The organism is Paenimyroides tangerinum (assembly GCF_003865405.1).
Classification (GTDB): Bacteria; Bacteroidota; Bacteroidia; order Flavobacteriales; family Flavobacteriaceae; genus Flavobacterium; species Flavobacterium tangerinum.
Genome location: NZ_RQVQ01000022.1, coordinates 42,166 through 60,411, shown reverse-complemented (window position 1 = coordinate 60,411; position 18,246 = coordinate 42,166). Strand labels below are relative to the sequence as shown.

Here is an 18,246-nt window from a genome sequence, read left to right as displayed (position 1 = left end):
TTATCTCATAAACGAAGATTATACGTTTGAAAAAGGGTTTGATAAGGAAATCTTATTCAAACGGTTGGATGACCGTAAGGCTCGATATTACATAAAAGTTGATGAAAATCAAAATGTCGGTTATGACTATGGAACATTGCCCTCTTTTAGTTCGCTCATTAAAATTAATCCTCTATGAAACACAAACTTTTTATACTAATATCGTTTATCTTCTTATCGGGAATGGCTTTCGGGCAACCGGGATATATAAGACAATCAGTCAATTTAGACCGTTTGCTTGAGAATGACGCAAGTCTAAATCGGCAATATCCAAGTACTTACCTTTTATCAATAATCATTGATGAAACAACTACCGATTTTTCTAAACTTGCTTTGCTGAGAAATCACAAAGAACTTTCCTTTAAGATTCATACTAAAACTTTTCCAAAAGAATTTAATACCATAGTTTTTGACAGTATAAACAAAGTCTATTTTTCCTGTAATGACATTACAACAGACTTATCCAACATAAAAGGATTTAAAAATGCGAAAGAAATTAGTATTCACAATTTTGCAGGAACTAAAATACCAAAGAGCTTTAGAGATTTTAACGGTTTAGAAACACTTCATATTGAATATTCCAAGAACATCAACAATATTGATGCTCTGAAAAACATAGAAAGTTTAAGATTTGTTACCATTGATTGCAGTAGCTTAAAAGCATTTCCAACCTTCAACCCAAAGGTGCAAATTTCACATATAAAATTAAATGGTGTCCACAATAATTTAGATTTTACAAATCTGAACACTTTAAAAAAATTAGGTGGAGTGGAAATAACCATACCTGATGAGTTAAAAGAGTTCCCTGATTATTTATCCAAGGATTTAAAACAAATTTTAATTAGTGGAAATATTCTATCCGTTTCCAATCTGACAATCTATCAAAATCTTGAATATATCCGGATTGCGACTACCAACTTGGAGAGATTAGATGTTGATTTTAAAGGAAATACAAGCATTAAGAATATTGGAATTTTCGATAATCCAAAATTGAAAAATATTGATGCCGTTTATTCTTGTAAAGGCTTGGAATATTTATCATTAACGGCACTTCCTGCATTGGAAGAATTTGACCTTAAAAACTTAAATCTAAAACAAGGATTATCTATTTCTTCTACGGGAATAAAAACTATTAAACCAATAGAAAAACTTGAAAAACTTCCCAAATTATACATTAAATACAATGATTATTTAAAAATTGACCTTGAAAGTAAAGGTTCAAAAAGAGATATTTCTAATAACGGAAAACTTGTAAAATAACGGCACAAAATGAAAAATCTGATACTTTTAATTTCAATATGCTCTTTCCTCAACGTGAATGCTCAACGTATTGGACCCGAGGAGTATTTTATGTACGTGGAATTTTATCCTGCTATCGAATACATAGAAAATCACACATTAGATGAGATTGATCCTGCGAAATTCAAAGCATCACTTCTTATAATTACAATGGGCTATCTGGATAAAGAGGGGATAGATGTTGATAGGTATCGTATTGATTTTGTTGTACATCCAATTAATTTGAAACAGGCTGATTTTAATAAAAAAACGGATAACGAATGGGAATTACTCGGATCATTCAACTATTCCAGACAACCCGATTTTTTTAAAAAGGTAGCCAAAGGCTTTGAGCTATTAAATATTGAGCTGAATGATACCATTTCATTTGAAAATTTAGAAGTAAAGTACGCAGAAGCCAAGTGGCTTCAGGCAATTAATGAAACCGAAAAAGCGGAGGGTATTTTTACATTTATAGAAGGCTTAAAAATTCAAGATAATAGGTTAAGGTTTATCCACGCATCAAGATTAAGGTTGGCACAGATAAAATTAAAAAAAGGATTAAAAGACGAAGCATTGAATTTACTATATAAAGTAAATGACAAAGAACTGCTACGGATTTCTCCATATGTACACTATGATTCGGGTTTTGATTATAACAGAACCGAACCATCAAAAAGACTCATTAATTACATTAACGAAACTGAAAGAAAATGAGAAAACTACTCACATTACTATTCTTTATTTCCTTGTCGCATTTCGCTTTCGGGCAACCAGACCCGGCTTGGTTTTATCCCGAAAAAATTGAAAAAATCACAGAACAGCTAAAAACGGATTCTTTGAATTATGACCTGATTTGGGAAAGATTAGGTATGAAAGTGGCTTTGTTAATGAGAGATAAAGGTAACGAGCAGTTCAATGATGTCTTTAGACATTATCCAAATGTCATAACCTGTGAAAAAATAGATTGTAAAGAGTATAATGAAGATTTTGAAATGATTTATGATAATGCCTTTATATCAAAAAAAATCCAACTTAATCCATTCGATTTTTATCTGTTAAGAATGCTTTTTTATGGAAGTACTTTACAGTTAGACAAGGCATATGAAGACTTGATCTATATAAAAAGGAACATTCCTGTTTCAAAAGATTGGGAAACAGAAATCGAATTTTACTTTTTCAAAATTTATGCCTTGAAAAAAGATTACGATAAAGCATTGGAAACGATAAATTCCATTTTGGAGACAGAAAAGAATAAATTTTACGCTTATAACGATCCAAATAACAAATACCGCCAAAAAGTGGATTTGTTTAAATATTTCAATAAAACCAATAAATTGATAGCTTTTCTGAAACAGCATTGTGGAGATAGTTTTGACTTATACTTTAGAAGTAAAAATGAAAAGGACAATGACAGAGCTGAGCTAAAAGAAAATTCTTTTGTTTATCTCACAGAACTAATTTATTATATGAAAGAGTACAACTACAATGAATTACCCAAGTATGAAAAAATCTATAAACAGCTTCGTTATCAGATGAATGAAAATTACGAAACCATAAACCCCAACATTAACGATAGTAAATTAAAATCAATAGTATCTCAAATCAAATGAAATCTAAACTATACATAACCATTTTCCTTATTTCGCTGTCGCATTTCGCTTTCGGGCAGGACGGTATTTTTTGGAGCTTTGAGGTTAAATTCAAAGTAGATATAACTGATATAAAAGACCAAAAACAAAGTAAACTATTAGATTTTGAAATATTGTACGAAGACAGTTATTATGCTTTAGCAAGTTATAACGGTAGCAAACTAAAATTTGACACTTCCAAAAATGAATACACGATAACCATAGGATATGGTAGCATTGGTGGTCAAAGTGATATACATTATGTACAGTGTCCCGAAATTTATCTAAAAGTAAATTTAGAACACGATTTACGAAATAATGAAAAAAGAAAATTCTTTAAGTTGGTTCCTGTTTATTTTGAAAATGCAAAAGGAAGTTTTCAAAAGTATGATTTAGGAACGATTGCTCTTTCAGAGTTCTTAAATGGATATATAGCAGGCGGTAAATTAAAGATTTCCTCTCCTTATGAAATCATTGAAGTAAAAGCAGATAAATCTGTACATAAACGAAGAAAAGACGAATACGAATTAAGAAGAATGAACAAACTCGTTAAATTAGAATTACAAGATGAAAACTAAATTACTCACATTCCTTTTCCTTATCTCCCTGTCGCATTTCGCTTTCGGGCAACATTGTGCTTATGATTTTGCATCAATCATAGTAGTTACTATTCACGAAAAAGAAAATTTAAATAACATACCAAATTTAAAAGTCACAATTGTAGATAGTGAGGGAAATAATGTTTTGGACAGAAATGACAATGAAATTGTATTCTGGCAAAATCCTGAAAAATCTAGCACCGAGTATAACAATTTTGAAAATGCAAAAGAAATAAGATATCCGTTTGCAAAAGATAATTATGTATGGGTCTGTGGTGTTAATTTTTCTGTTGAAGATTATTATTTAAAAATCGAAGAAACTGGAAATACTTCAAAATATCATCTTCCCTATTATAAACTTATTAAACTCTACGAAGTAGATAAATTTCATTTGTGCGGAAATTATCATAACGAAGATTATCATACATACAGTGGCAGGAGACTATACAAACCTGTAGAAATAATTGTTCAAAAGAAATAAGTCTAAACAATGAAAACTAAACTATCCATATTCCTTATCCTTATTTCTCTATCGCATTTTGCTTTCGGGCAAAGTCCAGATTGTCATTTTGATATTTCTATCAGAAAAGTAAACAGCGAATTATATGATTATAAATTCATTCTTTTAAATGAACCTGAGAAACCCAATTTTCAGGATATTAAAAAATCCATTGAGCTTTATGGATGGGACAGAAATATGTATGCTCCAAATTTTTCCGGCAGAGAAAGATCTTTCTATTTAAAATCAGAAAAAGGTAACACTTTATTTGTGGATAGTTGGCTTGTAAACTTTGTTGTTCCTAATGATAGACCATTAACTGTAATAGCAATTAGAAAAAAGAAAAAAACGGGTAAAATAGACTTAATGTATGCAGATATAGCAAATCCAAGATGCGGAATGAAAATAGAGTTTAGTAAATTCAAGAAAGGCAAAAGGACATCTGAAACTTTCATTGATATAAAAGATTCTTCTAATTATAATAATATATCCATCATAAAATGAAAACTAAAGCATACATAATCCTTTTCCTTACTTCTCTATCACATTTTGCTTTCGGGCAGGGACCGGTTTGTCGTTATCGTATAGCTTTGGAACAAGTAGATACGATAAAATATGAATATCGTTTTTTTATTGAAGACCAAGATTTTGGGAAAATAGATTTAGAATATTATATACAAGATTTCAGCTTATTAGAAATTCCTAACGATAGTGAGTTTGTTCAAATCGGCAATAGAAATAAACTTGTATTGACAAAACAATTTAGCAGACCTTGTTCTGCAATTCATCAGAACGGTTTAAGAACGATTATTTACAGAAAAAACAAAAAGACGAACGAAATTGAATTAATGCACACCGAAAAACCTGTAGAAGAGTCTTATACAGAAATCATTTTCAAAAAATTTAAAGCAGGTAAGCAAAAAGCAAAATTTAATAGGACTCATTCTTTTTTCAAAACACATAGCTATGAAAACTAAAGCATACATAATCCTTTTCCTCCTTTCCCTTTCCCTGTCGCATTTCGCTTTCGGGCAAACTAACGGCAGCGGAACAATAAATCTCAAAATAATTTTTGATAAGGAAATTTCAATAAAGGATATTGACGTGTACTACGTAAAAGATGATGGCAGTGATTTTAAAAATATGTACTACACTAAAGACAATACCGATAACACTTTGAATATTAAAGGTTATCATCATTGGTGGGCTGCTCCTTCATTTCCAATAATTGTTTTTAGTTATCCGCAGAAAGACAAAATTTTTATGTTTTATCTCGTTTCATCATATTCGCCACCTTATGTAGAAGATAAATTCAACAAGAAAATTCTATTCTCTTTTAATACGCCTAACGTTCATATATACAGAAACAAGGAGAATGGAGCTTTTGAAGTAGATTATATAGGAAAAGGATTTTATTATGGTTCCCGAACCTCAATCAACGAACTCATAAAAATTGAAATGAATAATGCAGAATAAACTATACATAATCCTTATTCTTGTCTCTCTATCGTATTTTGCTTTCGGGCAGACTAATGATGGTGGATTAATAAATCTAAAAATAACTTTTGATAAGGATATTTCTGTTGAGCATATTGAAGTATTCTATTCTCAAACGGATCGCAGTAAATTCAACAAAATACATTTTGAAACTGACTTGTCTTCAAACTCTTTAATATTGAAAGCGGATCACGAGTGGTGGGCAGCTCCGTCTTTTCCTACAATTGTTTTTAGTTCTCAAAAAGAGGATAAAATTTATATGTTTTATCTTGTTTCATCATCATTGCCATATATAAAATATGATTTCAGTAAGAAAATTATGTTTTCTTTTAATACGCCTAACTTGCATATATACAGAAACAAGGAGGACGGAACTTTTGAAGTAGATTATATAGGAAAAGGATTTTATTATGGTTCTCAAACCTCAATCAACGAACTCATAAAAATTAAAATGAATAATGCAGAATAAACTATACATACTCACATTGCTTATCCTTCTTTCCCTGTCGCATTTTAGTTTCGGGCAGAATGATTCCATAAATTTTGAAGATAAACTTCGATTGTCTTCACGCGATTGTGCTCATAGTCATATTTGCTGTCAGGTAAATTGTGCTTGTTGTCCGAACTTCGGAAAAACTATTTTAAATCTGAAGAATCCTTCGGACAGTTTATCAGATATCGCTTTCGGGCAGAATTCGCTTGTGGTAGCAAAAGATTCGTTCGTCAATATCATTTCAACTTTGAATGGTAAATACCCAGAACCAGAATCATCTATTCCGCCAATCCATAAAAATACTTATGTTTTAAATAAACAGGAAAAAGATTCTATCTGGAATGCCATTTTTGCAGAAGCCAAAACGCAGGATTTGTTTCAACATTTTCAGACATCAAAAGACAAAAGAATCTATTTGATAGAAAACCAGATCAATCTGTTTGCCGTACTCAATTCAAATTCCGTAAACACTAAAACCAAAACCGAATTACTATTGGGTAAGTTTAAATATGACCAAAAACATCCAACAGAGAATAAATACATTCAAATCTTTGGCATCTGTGGATTGGGAAGACCGGAAATTATAGAAATTTCATCCAAAGAAAAAGCGGTAACTGATTATCTGAACAATTACAATAATGGAATTGATTATGACAGCAAAGTCAACCTGTTGGCATTGGAGGGAATTATGCTGCTTGGTGTTGATTACAAAAAAGAAAAATACGTTCAGGCTGTTGATATTATCAAAAAAGAGAAATTCAGATTTAAGAAGCTACGAAACAAAAACATTGTAGGAGCAGAAGTAAATACCTATCAACCCATTACCGAAAAAGATTTGCTGATAATCTATTACAATAAGAAATAACCCCAATATATCTACAAATGAAACAAATTTTTACATTGATGACTGTGCTTTGCATCACCATTTCTATGTCGGCACAGAAAGTTGAATACAAAAAGAACATGATAAGCGTTGACGGCAAAACCGTCGCAAAGGTAGAAGTACAGAAAGAAAACCTTGGACTTACCAAAAATTTCAACCTGTATTCTATGAATGGTGAGAAGTTGGTAATTGCGGTATTAAGTACCGAATATCAAAGCGATCCCAATGACAATATGGGTATGTATTACCGTTTTACTTTTGTACCGACCAATCAGGTAGGAATATTCCGCATTCCTACTTTGGGAATGGAGAAAGGATTTGCAAACCTGATCGGAAAAGGACAGGTTGTGGAGGGAGACAGCCTGAACGCTGATAAGGTAGCTGACCTGATCGCATCCAAGGGTGTGACACCGAGAACGGTAGTTAATTACATGCTTGTTTCAAGGAATAAAAGAGGACCGATTGAGCTAAGAGAGGGTAAGACGATTGAGCAAGGTGGTGAGCAAATCGGATTCTTTAACCATACGGGACAGGTAAACGGCGTGGATATGTACGAATTTTTTGTACCCGATGGCGTTATGATTGCCAGAGTGAGCTTTGCAGGTGGTAACAATGCACAGAATTTTGAACTTTTTACAGCTCGTGATAATGTAAGGAAAGTTGTATCAATTCTACAAAAAGAGAAAGTTGATTTCCACACATCAGCTATAGATCCTAATGCACTTACACTAAAACGTATTACGGCCTGGCTGGTAGAGAATAATTATTTGTAAAGTTGTGCAGAAACTAGTTAGGCAATTCATAAAAAGGTAATCAATTCAATTTGATTACCTTTCTCTTATCCTTCATATTAAACTCCCTTTTGCTATATAATTTTCTTCCAAAACATTTATAATATCACTTTCCTTATAAATTATTTTGCCCCCTATCTGAATATAAGGCAGAATATTATCATCACGGTATTGCTGTAATGTTCTTTTACTGATGTGTAACAGTTTGCATACATCCTCGCCCGACAGGTAAATCTCGCCGTTCATTACAGGACGATAGTTTTTCAGTATTTCTTCGATACGGCTTCGTAACTGTATTATCATTTCTTGATAAGCGATGATTTCTTCAGCTTCATTAGTCAATAGATCCATTGTCATTAGTATTATACGGCTGTCCGGCTCTAAGCAAAGCCTGTACATCCGAAAGTTTAAAATAATTCTTGCGCTTCAGTTTGGAATAAGGCAACAAGCCCTTGTCTTTATAGGTCTGTAGGCTTCTTTTGGTAATACCCAGCATCAGGCACACTTCCTGGTTGTCGAGCCATTTCTCCTCCTTGAAAATTGGTGTGTATTTCTTCGTTGTATTTTCGGTCAGTTCCAAAAGTGTTTTTAACTCATTTGTCAGTCCTTCAAGTATGGATTTTTGTATTGCAATAACTTCCATTTCTGTTTAATTTTTCAATGAAAGTTCAATTTAGAAAGGCTTTCTAAGAGAATGCATAATGTTGTAGTCATTGGCTTTGAAAGGCAGTGTTTGGCAGTTTACTAACAAAAAAATCGGATAACCTTTTTGGTTATCCGATTTTATCATTCTCGGTATAATTTCTCTAACGAGGTATAAATGTTTTCAGAAAATATTAAGGTAATACGTGAGCGTTTTCGTAGTCTTTTTGAGTTATATCATAATAATATATGCCATTTTCAAAAGTGAAATCATGCTCATAATAAGCTTCTGTTAAACTAACTTTATTATGAAAACATAGGTTGTTTAAGCTGTCTTTTTCACATATATAACCTTTATTGTTATCTAAAAAAGATATTTTTGTATAGTATATGTCAATACTATAAATACCATTGTGAAATCCTGCAAAACTAGGTGTTTTATAGCTGCTTTTTAAAATAACATCACCGGCATTTAATGTAGTATTAACTAAAGTGTCATAAACAGGTGTGTTACGGTTTTCGCCATTACCTAAAATTAAGATTTTTAAAGGTTTATCAGATGTATTTCTAATAGCAGTGGTGTATTGTTGTGTAGGCTCTTCTGTAGTACAACTTACACAGAATAAAACAGGTAATATTAATAGTACATTTTTCATAAATTTAGATTGATTAAGGGATAAAAAGGTTACGAGATTTTTGATTTTGCAACCCTTTTGTCTAATTAAACACTATGGCAATACATGAGCGTTTTCGTAATCTTCTTGGGTAATTTCATAAGAATAAATCTTATCATTACCTATAAAAACTTCACCCGTCGAGTATATAGGGCTGCTTTTTGTCATAAAACATAAATCACTTGAGGGTGTACTTTTAGTACAGACATAACCTTTGTTTTCATTAGTAAATTGAACTTTAACGTAAGTTAGTTCATATTTAAACCCCTCAAAAAAATGAGATTTATAAGAAAAATATGGAGAAATTTCACCTTTGTTCAGCAATACATTAATCAATGTGTCATTTGCTGGTTCAGAACGATTTAATGTATCTCCTAATACAAGCAAATGAAAAGGCGTGTTAGATGTATTCTTGAAATTGACCTTATACAAATATTGATCTTGTTCAACATTACAGCTCAAGAAAAAACTAAAACAAACTAAATAAATCAAATTTCTTATCATTTTAAATATTTTTTATAAATTATTATTTCTTACAAATTGAGCATAGTCAAATACATCATCAATAAACTGTTCCGTAGGATTGTTATAGTTATTTACCAATTTATCTCTCCATTCATTAAGATTTCTTGACCCTTTTAGTGCTGCTTGAATTTGGCTTAATGTATAGCCTGATACTCTATCTACAGGTAGGTTATTGGCATTGTTTAAGGTGTTTTGATTAAGATTATCAACTAAATCTATCACTAATGGCGTATATTCATCCATCTCTTGAATTTTTTCAAATTGCTTATTTCCATTCCAACCTCTGGTTAAATTATTAATAGTATTTGATGTTCTTGTTGCTGTATATCTTCCATACCCATTTGTGCTATATATTGTAAGGTAACGTTCATTAGTCAATATAGTCTCTACGCCCTCTGCCCATGATTCGGTCATTAATAATCTGGTTTTACTTGAAAGGTGAAAAAGGCTGAACATTCCAGGATCCATTTTTCTATGACCATTATGTGTCAATTCATGTACTGTTGTCGCATAGATACCATCACTACCACGGTATACACCGCCTCCTGATCTTGAAACTCTTATAGCAGAGTTAAAAGGATACCATTGTGCACCAGAATTAGAGCCAGAACCATTGTATAAAGCTGTAATGTTTAAATTTCCGGGATTATGAAGCCCATATTGGCTTAAACAACGGCTATAATAATCGTATGAAGCATTATGTATCAATGCAAAAAACTGATAATGAGACAAAGCTGCATTATTTACAAAGGTAATATTTAAAGGAGCTCTTTTATGACTTCCTGAAAAATAATCAGCCGTATTATAAAAATTACCTTCTTTAACAGTTACATAATCGTGCTTAAACTTTACTTTATAATGCACATTTTTAGTATAGGTTGTTCCTGTTGTAAAATTTCCGTTATTATCTGTAGTTCCATGTTCAACTTGTAACCATCCCCATTTCAAAACATTTACACGAGCACGTTTTACTGGCTCAAAATGGTTTCTACTACTATTATTCGAGCGAACTATATCTTCTTCTACACGGATATTTCCTGATGGTCTCCATTTTTTACCAAACAAACCTCTAGTTGATACATTACCTTTTTGTGCTTTATCTTCTTCAAACCCTTCACGGTAATTCATATAGCCTTCTGCAAGTTCCTCATCGTCTAAATGACCAGCAATTTTTCGGGTTTCATACATAAGATTTTGTTTAAACTCTACTTCATCATAGTTATGAGGAGCATCTTCCAATTTATCCTCATCTGTAAAATGTAAGTTGGCTATTACCTCATATGGCACATCCGGAATTCTGATATCTGTTTCAACCAAAGCATAGAATACAGGAATTTCGTCATCTTTTGCGTCTTCTGTTCTTTCAACGGGTGTAAATTCGAAAGCATGTGTTGTAAGTTGAAATTGGTCTTCATTTTCCATTAAAGCAGCTTGTTGTAAGCTATCCTGTGGAGTAAATTTATAGTAAACATGTGTTGTATTTACCTTGTAGTTTCCGAAACGTTTAGCAACCTCTGGTCGATTTTCGCTGTAGTATTGCAGCACTGTAGGTAAGGCCTTTTGAACATTCTCCACAGTAAAAGGAATAATTCCTTCTGCTATTCTTGATTTAGAATTAACCTCATTATTAAAAGACCCATCTCCGGTTTCATTTAATAAATCATCTTGTTGGCAACTAACCATTGTTAGTAGTAATAAAAAACTCCAATACAATATTGAATTGTTTTCATGTATAATTATGTTTAAATTAATTAATACAAAATTAAAAAATATTTCTTTTGTTAAAGAATTATTTAATAAAAATATTTATGCGTATAAAGCTATAAAAAAGCGTTTTAATCAAAATTTAAAAATCTCTAAACAATGAATATAATTAATTTTAAAATATAATATTTGAGTTATTGCTTTGTAAAAAAAGGAACACTATTATTTTAATAGTGTTCCTTTTTTTGTTAATATATTAGTTTCTACTAGTCGTTATTGTAAAGCTGAAAACTTATCTGCTTTCGTTCCCGAAGCTGTTCAAAATCCAAACATCAAAATGAATAAGAATTTGTACTACAATTTCTTTATTTCAATACTTTTTATTTCTCCTGTTTTTATATCTTTCAAAACAAGTAGTGCAGTTTTTTTATTAACTTTATTATTAGATTTTACGATCTCACAAAAGTCCATATTTTGATAATCAATGTTATCAAATTTTAAAATTTCGTCCCCTACATTTACTTTATTTTCTAGCGTTTTATCCCAGACAATCCCTATTACTGCTTTTTCATTTTCAATAATAGGATCAATAGCCCATATTCCTTCAGCTACATTTATTTCGGAAGAACCATCATAAGGTTCTATATAGAATTTTTTGTTTTTATAGTCTAATGTCACTTTTCCATATTTCAAAATTTCTGAACCGAATCTTGAAGTTGTATAAGATGTTTTTACTGTCATATTATTCAACTTTAAACCATCAACCTCTACTGTCGGAATACTGACAGCATAATTAGTTAATTTTTCTGCTGTTCCGTGCAAACCTGCCGAAAAAGCCCCTTCATTTTCGGCTATAGTTTCAATTACATCTAACTTTTTACCAATGATATGCTTGTAAGCATTAATAGACATTAGATATAAACCGTCATCACCTGTATCAAATAAAATTTTTTCATTAGCAAAAGATTTTCCTTTTTTAAGTTTTATCCAAATAAATGGATTGCTCTGATTAGGGCTTAATTCCATTTCATTTGCATCTTTCTTTTTTAAATTCAATGATTTAGAGTTGTCAGACAATGTAATGGTTTTGTTTTTAGAATCAAACTGCACCACTGAATTACGAAGTAAATTACTTCCTATAAGACCATCTACATCAAAACATTCAAAAAGCATTTTAGCTTCTTTTGAAACTAAAGCAGGAATATCTTTAAAAGCAAGCTCGTTAATCTTTGTTTCTGATAATGAAACTACATTTAGCGTATCTTTTAAACCTGACTGGTCAATTACTTCTACTCTTCCTAATAATTTTGGATTAATTTCTTTATATAAATTTTCTGAAATAACCGTTGAAGCTCCGGTATCGAGGATAAATTTTCTAATTTTGTTATTGATAATTACTTCTACTATAAGTTTTCCTTTAACTTGCTTATAAGGGATCATTGTTAGATATTTTTGTGGCTCCACATATCCTTGGTTTGCACTCAAAGAATTTTGGCCATACAAAAAAGTTGTATGAAATAATAAAAAGGCTAAAGAAACTAAAATATATTTTGCTGTTTTTTTCATAATGAAAATTTAAAAAAGAAATTGATTATTCGAATTTAAGAATAATCAATTTCTTTTTCATCAAAGTTAATTAAAATGAAAATCCTACGGTAACACTCCAAGAGTCAATTTTAGGACTTTCACCTTCTGACCAATGTCCTCTGACTTGACCTCTTACATCTGTATTCTTACAGATTCGGATTCTTGCTGTTGCCTGTGATGATACATCGGGAACCTCTAACGTAAGTTTTAAGTCATAATCAAAACAAATAGCAGTATTAAGTCCTAATTGTGCGACCATCTCATCTGGCATTTGATTAAAATAATCCAGTTGATCTTCATTCAATTCAAAGTTTTCAATAGTCCATTTTCTGGTATTGAATCTTATTTCCTTTAATTGTGCTCTCAATTGGTCTTCTGGTAATGATGTAATTTCTTCTCTTTTTTTATCCAGACCTTCTTGATTAAACGGTACTTTACTCATAATTTAAAATATTTAATCGTTAAACAATATTTAATCATCGTAGCTACTAATGATGAACTCAAATTTAATAAAATTTTCTTTAATCAAAGAAAAAAAATAGTTAGAAACAACTGTAATATAGAATTTTATAATAATTTTAATAGATATAACTCCTTATTTAAGGAATATTTATTGATCCTTTATTAATTGTATTGGTAATTATTAAGCAATAAAAAGGAACGCTATAAAAATAATAGCGTTCCTTTTACATATTTCACTTTCTTATTCTTCTTAATCACTACTATTAAACTGAAAGCTTAATTGCTTTTCATTCCCGAAGCTGTCTGAAATCCAAACTTCAAAGGATTGTGATACCGTTGATGCCGAAGTATAATACAGCCAAAACTGTTCCGTTGGCAACGGATATAGGTCATTAGGCAAATACGGTGGTTCATTGTAATACTGCAATGTTCCAGTACCGTCAAACTGAAAATAGCGAAGAAAATACTGTGTGTTCGTGTAGTTCCCTGTTCGTTGTATGGTAATGCGTATTTCTACCGTCTGCCCATCGGCAACATCTTTGGGTACGGGCATTACGTTTACCTCAAAAGGAAAATCGTTCTGTATTTCGAGGTCATCATCTTTGCTACAAGATACCAAAGAAACCGAAGCTGTGAGGATTGCCAATATAAAGTATATCGGCAGTAATCCTATTCTGAAAATATTAATAAATGAAGTCATTATTTTTATGTTTTTAAAAGTTAAACCTTAATCCTACACCTGCTGATGGTCGGAACTGTTTCATATCCGTACCCCATACTACCTTTGTACGTCCTTGCAGGACTAATACAAAACGGTCGGACAGGTAGGTTTCAAAAGCGAGCCTTCCACCAGCTCCGTAAATGAAGTTGTCTTCATTCAAAATCTTGGCTCCGTCATACAACATTGCTTCACCACTGTTAATGGTTTCATAACCCACTACGCCTGTTATAGCTGCATTCAGTGCAATGTTTTTACGGGCATCGCCTAACAGGAATAAACTGTAACCACCTTCGGCAGTATAAGTTTCCTGTGGTATGCGGAGATTTTTGTAGTCGTGGTACTGATGCGTGTATTCCAACGCCCAAAGTTGGTAGTTACCATTTTTACCGTTCACGGTCATACCGATATTGACGTAATAATCATTCCCGATCTTATCATCGGACAATACACCAACATTTACTTCCAATCCTTTTTGTTTAGGCAACATTCGTTGTGCCTGACTGGTTGTGATGCCCAGGATTATGAGCATCACGGTATAGATATACTTTTTCATTTTATTGTTCTTGTTTTAAAAGGTTATTAAAATTTCAGGTGCATATCGTTTATCAAACGAGCTTTGATTAAATCCGAATTTTCCACCTGAAGTGTTTGATGCCTGCCACCGTTTTTCTCGAAAATTTCAATCAACAGCACCTTGTCATCGGCAATGGTAAACTGGTCTAAGAGAAACACATTTTGCTCTGTCAATTTTCCGCCAATCTCATCCAATGGCTTGTAAGTACGAAGCGGTATCATCGGGCGTTCCTGTACTACGGTACGCTTGGCAACCTTTTTATCGACCACTTTGAAATTGACAAAATCAATCTGAAACGGTACATTGGTACGGTTTCTCAATTCCGTATGGAAATAGTATTTGCCGTTGTGTATATAAATACCTTTCAGTATGAACTGAATACCGAAGCTCTTAGCCCCGATATGCTTTACAATGCGTTTGTCCTTCTTGTAAATGGTCTCCAACAGCAAACCTGCCAATGACGGAGAATTGTTACCCAGCTCTTCGAAAAGTACATCGTTCCCATTGGCTTTATCAACTGCTTTTTGCATCGTTAACAGGTCATAGCTCAACGCTTCGGGATATCCACTGTAATACACATTAAAGCTGTAAAAACGCCCGTCATTGGTAATGACTGAAAAATTGGTTTCGGTTTCAAAGTCCCTAACTGTTGCTTTTACACGCAATACATTTTCCGCATCTTCTGCTTTTCCGGCAATCAGATATTCGCTTCCCAAATCCACATAACGAATGGCGGTCGGGAAAATCAGGTGCGAAGTCTTATCATAAGTCACTTCCATTTTATAGGGTTCTATCGTGCCTAATTCAAGTTTGGTTCTTATACTGTCCTGAGCATAAGATTGTACGGCGAAGCCGAGTATAAGGGCAAATGCCCAAAAGGTTTTTAAATGATTTTTCATTGTTTTATTTATTTGAGTTCAACATTATTTTTTTGATACCAAAAAGACCTGATGTCCTGCTTTCAGTGTAACTTTTGATGTTCTTACTTTTTTGGCGAAATAGCCCGAAATTCCTTGTACTACACCACGGCTAAGATCAGCTGCTACCTGCTGTCCGGCATTTTGTGTGAGCATCAGGCTGGTTCCACCTGTCTGGCTCATATTACCCGCCATTTCGGTAAGGGCATTCATTTCAGGTGAATACGGAACGTATAAGCCCTGCTGTCCGTCCAGATCATAAATGGTAATATCCACCGGAATGATATTGCCCTCCAATTCTATGGAAGTGATTTTTAGCTGCAAACGTCCGCCCTGAAATTTGCCGTTAGCAGTTACAATCGTTCCTTTGGGAATGGTACGTTGAGGTGTTTGGGCTGTTTCCAGCAGTCGCAGTCTTACGCCCGTTTCACCAACAACTGTTTGAGCATCGTGTATACAGGCTTTAATACTGTTTTTCGGCTGTACCACTTGCTCTGTAGAACCCGCAGTGTAAAAACCACGGTTTCTGGTCTGGCTCCAATTGTCTAAAAACTCCGCATCGGAAGGCTCACGGTACAAAGCGGAAACGGTGTTCTTTCTTGCAGCTGTAAATGCTACAAAATGCTCCTTTTGATTGGAAACATTTGAAGCTGTCATGGCATTAGCCTCTCCCTTAACAGCCGGAGCTTCGGGTGTACTCGTACCTGTGGGAAGATATTTTGCAGCCATTTCGTAAGACTTTTCCATTAGGGCAAGTTGGTCATCGATGGTTGCAGCTTTTGGCACATCTTTTTCTGCTAATTGCTCTTTTAGCTCGTCCAATTGCCTGCGAAGCTCCATTGTTTCCGAATTATTATCCTGATAGAATGAACCCAATGTACTTTGTGCATTGCGGTAACTGTTCAATGCTGAATTGCCGGATCTTCGGGTATTGCTACCACCACCCATATCATAGCTTTCCTCTTCTTCGGGCATTTCTTCTTCCGTATTTAGTGAGCTGTCCGTATTCCAGTAATCTGAAAGCGTTGTCAGGGCATTTCGTTTTTCCTGATTTTTCTGCTCCAGCATTTCCAGCTCATATGCCTTTTGCTTATCCGATTGCATCCCTGCTTCTGTAGCCTGCGGAACGGCATCGTTTAGTCCAAGGTTTTCGATTTCGCTCTTGTCTTCCGATGGTTTAAATATGAGGTACATACACCCAGCAAAGACAATTCCCATCAAACCGAATATGAGTGGCTTTTTCAGCTTTTCGGCTTTATTCTGTGTACTGTCTTGCAGCACATCAGCGGTTTCTTTCGGATTACCCTCTGTTACCCGAACCACCGTTTTTTTGTTCTCATTTTCTTTCATAAATCTTATTTTTTAAAATGGTTGATATACTATCCTGCAAGCTTGCAGGATTTTCATTCTTTTTGAGGACAGGGTTTTCGATATGTTCGATTTGGAGGTCATTTTTGGAATTTCCTGCATCATACCATACTTTGGCAATGACCCCTGCGGTAAGTAGCAGATACCCAAAAAAAAAGTAAAGGGTATATTGGTGCTGTTTCCGCACAGGCAGTTCCCGCCAGCGGTCGTCCAATTGGTCAAAGTACCTGTCCATATTTGCTCTTAATTTTTTCATACTTTAATGATTATCGGTTATCGCATTCTGAACCGTTTGTCTTGGTTAGACAACTGTTCTTTGGGCTTTTCGGAAACCTGTGCAATGGCTTCTTTTCTTGTCGGAACCGAATTTGTAGACAGATCTGTTAATTTCGATTGCTTCAATAGTAGCCCGTACTGATCTATTCTTTCAATAATCATTTTCTGCACATCGAAAAGACCGTTTTCATACTTCACCCACATATTGCATTCTACCTTTGGCTTATCGTCGCCATACCATTCCAGATAGGTTTTCAGCATCATAATGTTAGGTAACATCGGTTTGTCTGCTCCGGCATTACAAGCCTCCAAAAACCGGCTGATACTATCTTTGATTTTATCGGTATAAGCTGCTTCTGTATGGAAGTAACCGTCATATCCCTTATCTGTCAGGGTTTTGGCGAATGTGTCTAAATCAAGTAACTGTTTCATAACTTCTGGTTTTAGCGTTCAATCACTTCGATGTCCCTGTTTTCCGTTACGGCAAACTTTTCAATGTTAAACCCTTGTGGATTGTTGTCGGAACGGACAGAGTTTACCAGATAACAGGAAGTAATCAGGTTACGTCGGGTTACGTTGCTCGAACGGATAATGAACTGTTTGGCGTAGGTTTTTACCGCATACGGATAAGTATCAAAATTGCAGACTACGCTATCCACTTCGATACGTTGCTGTACATTACCTGATATGATGCGGTTGTAATAGCCCTTTTCAGAAAGGTCTTTGTAGTAATCAAAGGCACTTTTGTCTGCAAGGTTAAATGCCCGTTTCATATTGCTTTCGATGGCATTCTTATCGGGAGCAAGCGTAAAGAACAGTTCGTGAAAACGTCTGACGTGTTCCCTTGCTTCTACAGGGCGGTTGATACTGGCATCCTGCGAGAGTGCCAGCATTAGTGATTTCCCATTGTCCAGCACATACACTTTTTGGCGTTGTTCTTCTGCAAAACGGTAGGACTGCCATACGGCATATCCTACCACACTAATGCAGAGAACAGCAAACACGATGGCATAAAGCCTGATCTGTCTGAAACTGTTTTCTATATTTCTTAGTGTTTTAAATTCCATTTTTTAGATGATTAATTAT

25 protein-coding genes are annotated in these 18,246 nt (G+C 33.7%); 11 read left to right on the top strand and 14 right to left on the bottom strand.

All coding sequences use genetic code 11. The features are described from left to right. Window positions 1-174: 174 nt before the first annotated feature. Genes EG240_RS10745 through EG240_RS10695 form a run of 11 tightly spaced genes read left to right on the top strand, consistent with a single transcriptional unit; the run spans window position 175 to window position 7,692 of the window. Complete coding sequence (locus EG240_RS10745; RefSeq protein ID WP_125019400.1) at window positions 175-1,299, top strand: leucine-rich repeat domain-containing protein; 1,125 nt, start codon at window positions 175-177, stop codon at window positions 1,297-1,299. Between the two features lie 9 nt (window positions 1,300-1,308). Then, a complete protein-coding gene (locus EG240_RS10740; protein WP_125019399.1) occupies window positions 1,309-2,034 on the top strand; it encodes a hypothetical protein in 726 nt (241 codons plus the stop codon). Next, window positions 2,031-2,930, top strand: a complete 900-nt coding sequence (locus EG240_RS10735) for a hypothetical protein (protein WP_125019398.1) — start codon at window positions 2,031-2,033, stop codon at window positions 2,928-2,930. Before EG240_RS10740 ends, EG240_RS10735 begins: the two co-directional genes overlap by 4 nt. Further along, complete coding sequence (locus tag EG240_RS10730) at window positions 2,927-3,526, top strand: hypothetical protein (RefSeq protein ID WP_125019397.1); 600 nt, start codon at window positions 2,927-2,929, stop codon at window positions 3,524-3,526. Before EG240_RS10735 ends, EG240_RS10730 begins: the two co-directional genes overlap by 4 nt. Continuing rightward, on the top strand, window positions 3,516-4,028 hold the full coding sequence (locus tag EG240_RS10725) for a hypothetical protein (protein WP_125019396.1): 513 nt from the start codon (window positions 3,516-3,518) through the stop codon (window positions 4,026-4,028). The genes EG240_RS10730 and EG240_RS10725 overlap by 11 nt, the downstream gene beginning before the upstream one ends. Before the next feature lie 9 nt (window positions 4,029-4,037). After that, window positions 4,038-4,550, top strand: coding sequence for a hypothetical protein (locus EG240_RS10720; protein WP_125019395.1), 513 nt, complete (start codon window positions 4,038-4,040; stop codon window positions 4,548-4,550). Further along, window positions 4,547-5,023: a hypothetical protein gene (locus EG240_RS10715; RefSeq protein ID WP_125019394.1), complete on the top strand. Its 477-nt coding sequence runs from the start codon at window positions 4,547-4,549 to the stop codon at window positions 5,021-5,023. Before EG240_RS10720 ends, EG240_RS10715 begins: the two co-directional genes overlap by 4 nt. Continuing rightward, a complete protein-coding gene (locus EG240_RS10710; RefSeq protein WP_125019393.1) occupies window positions 5,013-5,522 on the top strand; it encodes a hypothetical protein in 510 nt (169 codons plus the stop codon). Before EG240_RS10715 ends, EG240_RS10710 begins: the two co-directional genes overlap by 11 nt. After that, on the top strand, window positions 5,512-6,012 hold the full coding sequence (locus EG240_RS10705) for a hypothetical protein (protein WP_125019392.1): 501 nt from the start codon (window positions 5,512-5,514) through the stop codon (window positions 6,010-6,012). The genes EG240_RS10710 and EG240_RS10705 overlap by 11 nt, the downstream gene beginning before the upstream one ends. Continuing rightward, window positions 6,002-6,901 carry a hypothetical protein gene (locus tag EG240_RS10700; RefSeq protein WP_125019391.1) on the top strand — a complete coding sequence of 300 codons (900 nt, stop codon included), beginning with the start codon at window positions 6,002-6,004 and terminating at the stop codon, window positions 6,899-6,901. Before EG240_RS10705 ends, EG240_RS10700 begins: the two co-directional genes overlap by 11 nt. Window positions 6,902-6,918: 17 nt before the next feature. Then, entirely contained in the window at window positions 6,919-7,692 is a 774-nt protein-coding gene (locus tag EG240_RS10695; RefSeq protein ID WP_125019390.1) for a hypothetical protein, read from the top strand. 72 nt (window positions 7,693-7,764) lie between these two features. Here the strand turns inward: EG240_RS10695 and EG240_RS10690 are convergent, their stop codons facing one another. The 14 genes from EG240_RS10690 to traK form a co-directional block, all read right to left on the bottom strand. Beyond that, window positions 7,765-8,061 (bottom strand): helix-turn-helix domain-containing protein, encoded by a 297-nt coding sequence (locus EG240_RS10690; protein WP_125019389.1) that lies wholly within the window; start codon window positions 8,059-8,061, stop codon window positions 7,765-7,767. Further along, window positions 8,045-8,353, bottom strand: a complete 309-nt coding sequence (locus EG240_RS10685) for a helix-turn-helix domain-containing protein (protein ID WP_125019388.1) — start codon at window positions 8,351-8,353, stop codon at window positions 8,045-8,047. Before EG240_RS10685 ends, EG240_RS10690 begins: the two co-directional genes overlap by 17 nt. 193 nt (window positions 8,354-8,546) lie before the next feature. Next, on the bottom strand, window positions 8,547-9,008 hold the full coding sequence (locus tag EG240_RS10680) for a hypothetical protein (RefSeq protein WP_125019387.1): 462 nt from the start codon (window positions 9,006-9,008) through the stop codon (window positions 8,547-8,549). Between the two features lie 72 nt (window positions 9,009-9,080). Further along, complete coding sequence (locus EG240_RS10675; protein WP_125019386.1) at window positions 9,081-9,530, bottom strand: hypothetical protein; 450 nt, start codon at window positions 9,528-9,530, stop codon at window positions 9,081-9,083. A 12-nt stretch (window positions 9,531-9,542) separates the two neighbouring features. After that, window positions 9,543-11,096 (bottom strand): hypothetical protein, encoded by a 1,554-nt coding sequence (locus tag EG240_RS10670; RefSeq protein WP_125019385.1) that lies wholly within the window; start codon window positions 11,094-11,096, stop codon window positions 9,543-9,545. 513 nt (window positions 11,097-11,609) lie between these two features. Continuing rightward, window positions 11,610-12,821 (bottom strand): retropepsin-like aspartic protease, encoded by a 1,212-nt coding sequence (locus tag EG240_RS10665; protein ID WP_125019384.1) that lies wholly within the window; start codon window positions 12,819-12,821, stop codon window positions 11,610-11,612. Between the two features lie 70 nt (window positions 12,822-12,891). After that, window positions 12,892-13,284, bottom strand: a complete 393-nt coding sequence (locus tag EG240_RS10660; RefSeq protein ID WP_125019383.1) for a hypothetical protein — start codon at window positions 13,282-13,284, stop codon at window positions 12,892-12,894. 270 nt (window positions 13,285-13,554) lie between these two features. Beyond that, the gene (locus EG240_RS10655; protein WP_125019382.1) at window positions 13,555-14,004 is read right to left on the bottom strand and encodes a DUF3872 domain-containing protein; all 450 of its coding nucleotides are present in this window, start codon (window positions 14,002-14,004) and stop codon (window positions 13,555-13,557) included. A 13-nt stretch (window positions 14,005-14,017) separates the two neighbouring features. Continuing rightward, the gene (locus EG240_RS10650) at window positions 14,018-14,578 is read right to left on the bottom strand and encodes a conjugal transfer protein TraO (protein ID WP_125019381.1); all 561 of its coding nucleotides are present in this window, start codon (window positions 14,576-14,578) and stop codon (window positions 14,018-14,020) included. 26 nt (window positions 14,579-14,604) lie between these two features. Continuing rightward, on the bottom strand, window positions 14,605-15,498 hold the full coding sequence (traN, locus tag EG240_RS10645) for a conjugative transposon protein TraN (protein WP_125019380.1): 894 nt from the start codon (window positions 15,496-15,498) through the stop codon (window positions 14,605-14,607). 24 nt (window positions 15,499-15,522) lie between these two features. Beyond that, window positions 15,523-16,866 carry a conjugative transposon protein TraM gene (traM, locus tag EG240_RS10640; protein WP_125019379.1) on the bottom strand — a complete coding sequence of 448 codons (1,344 nt, stop codon included), beginning with the start codon at window positions 16,864-16,866 and terminating at the stop codon, window positions 15,523-15,525. Further along, window positions 16,853-17,140 (bottom strand): nitrogen regulatory IIA protein, encoded by a 288-nt coding sequence (locus tag EG240_RS10635; protein WP_125019378.1) that lies wholly within the window; start codon window positions 17,138-17,140, stop codon window positions 16,853-16,855. The genes traM and EG240_RS10635 overlap by 14 nt, the downstream gene beginning before the upstream one ends. Window positions 17,141-17,157: 17 nt before the next feature. Next, complete coding sequence (locus tag EG240_RS10630) at window positions 17,158-17,592, bottom strand: hypothetical protein (RefSeq protein ID WP_125019377.1); 435 nt, start codon at window positions 17,590-17,592, stop codon at window positions 17,158-17,160. Window positions 17,593-17,603: 11 nt separating this feature from the next. Beyond that, a complete protein-coding gene (gene traK / locus EG240_RS10625) occupies window positions 17,604-18,227 on the bottom strand; it encodes a conjugative transposon protein TraK (protein ID WP_124898882.1) in 624 nt (207 codons plus the stop codon). Window positions 18,228-18,246 lie beyond the last annotated feature (19 nt).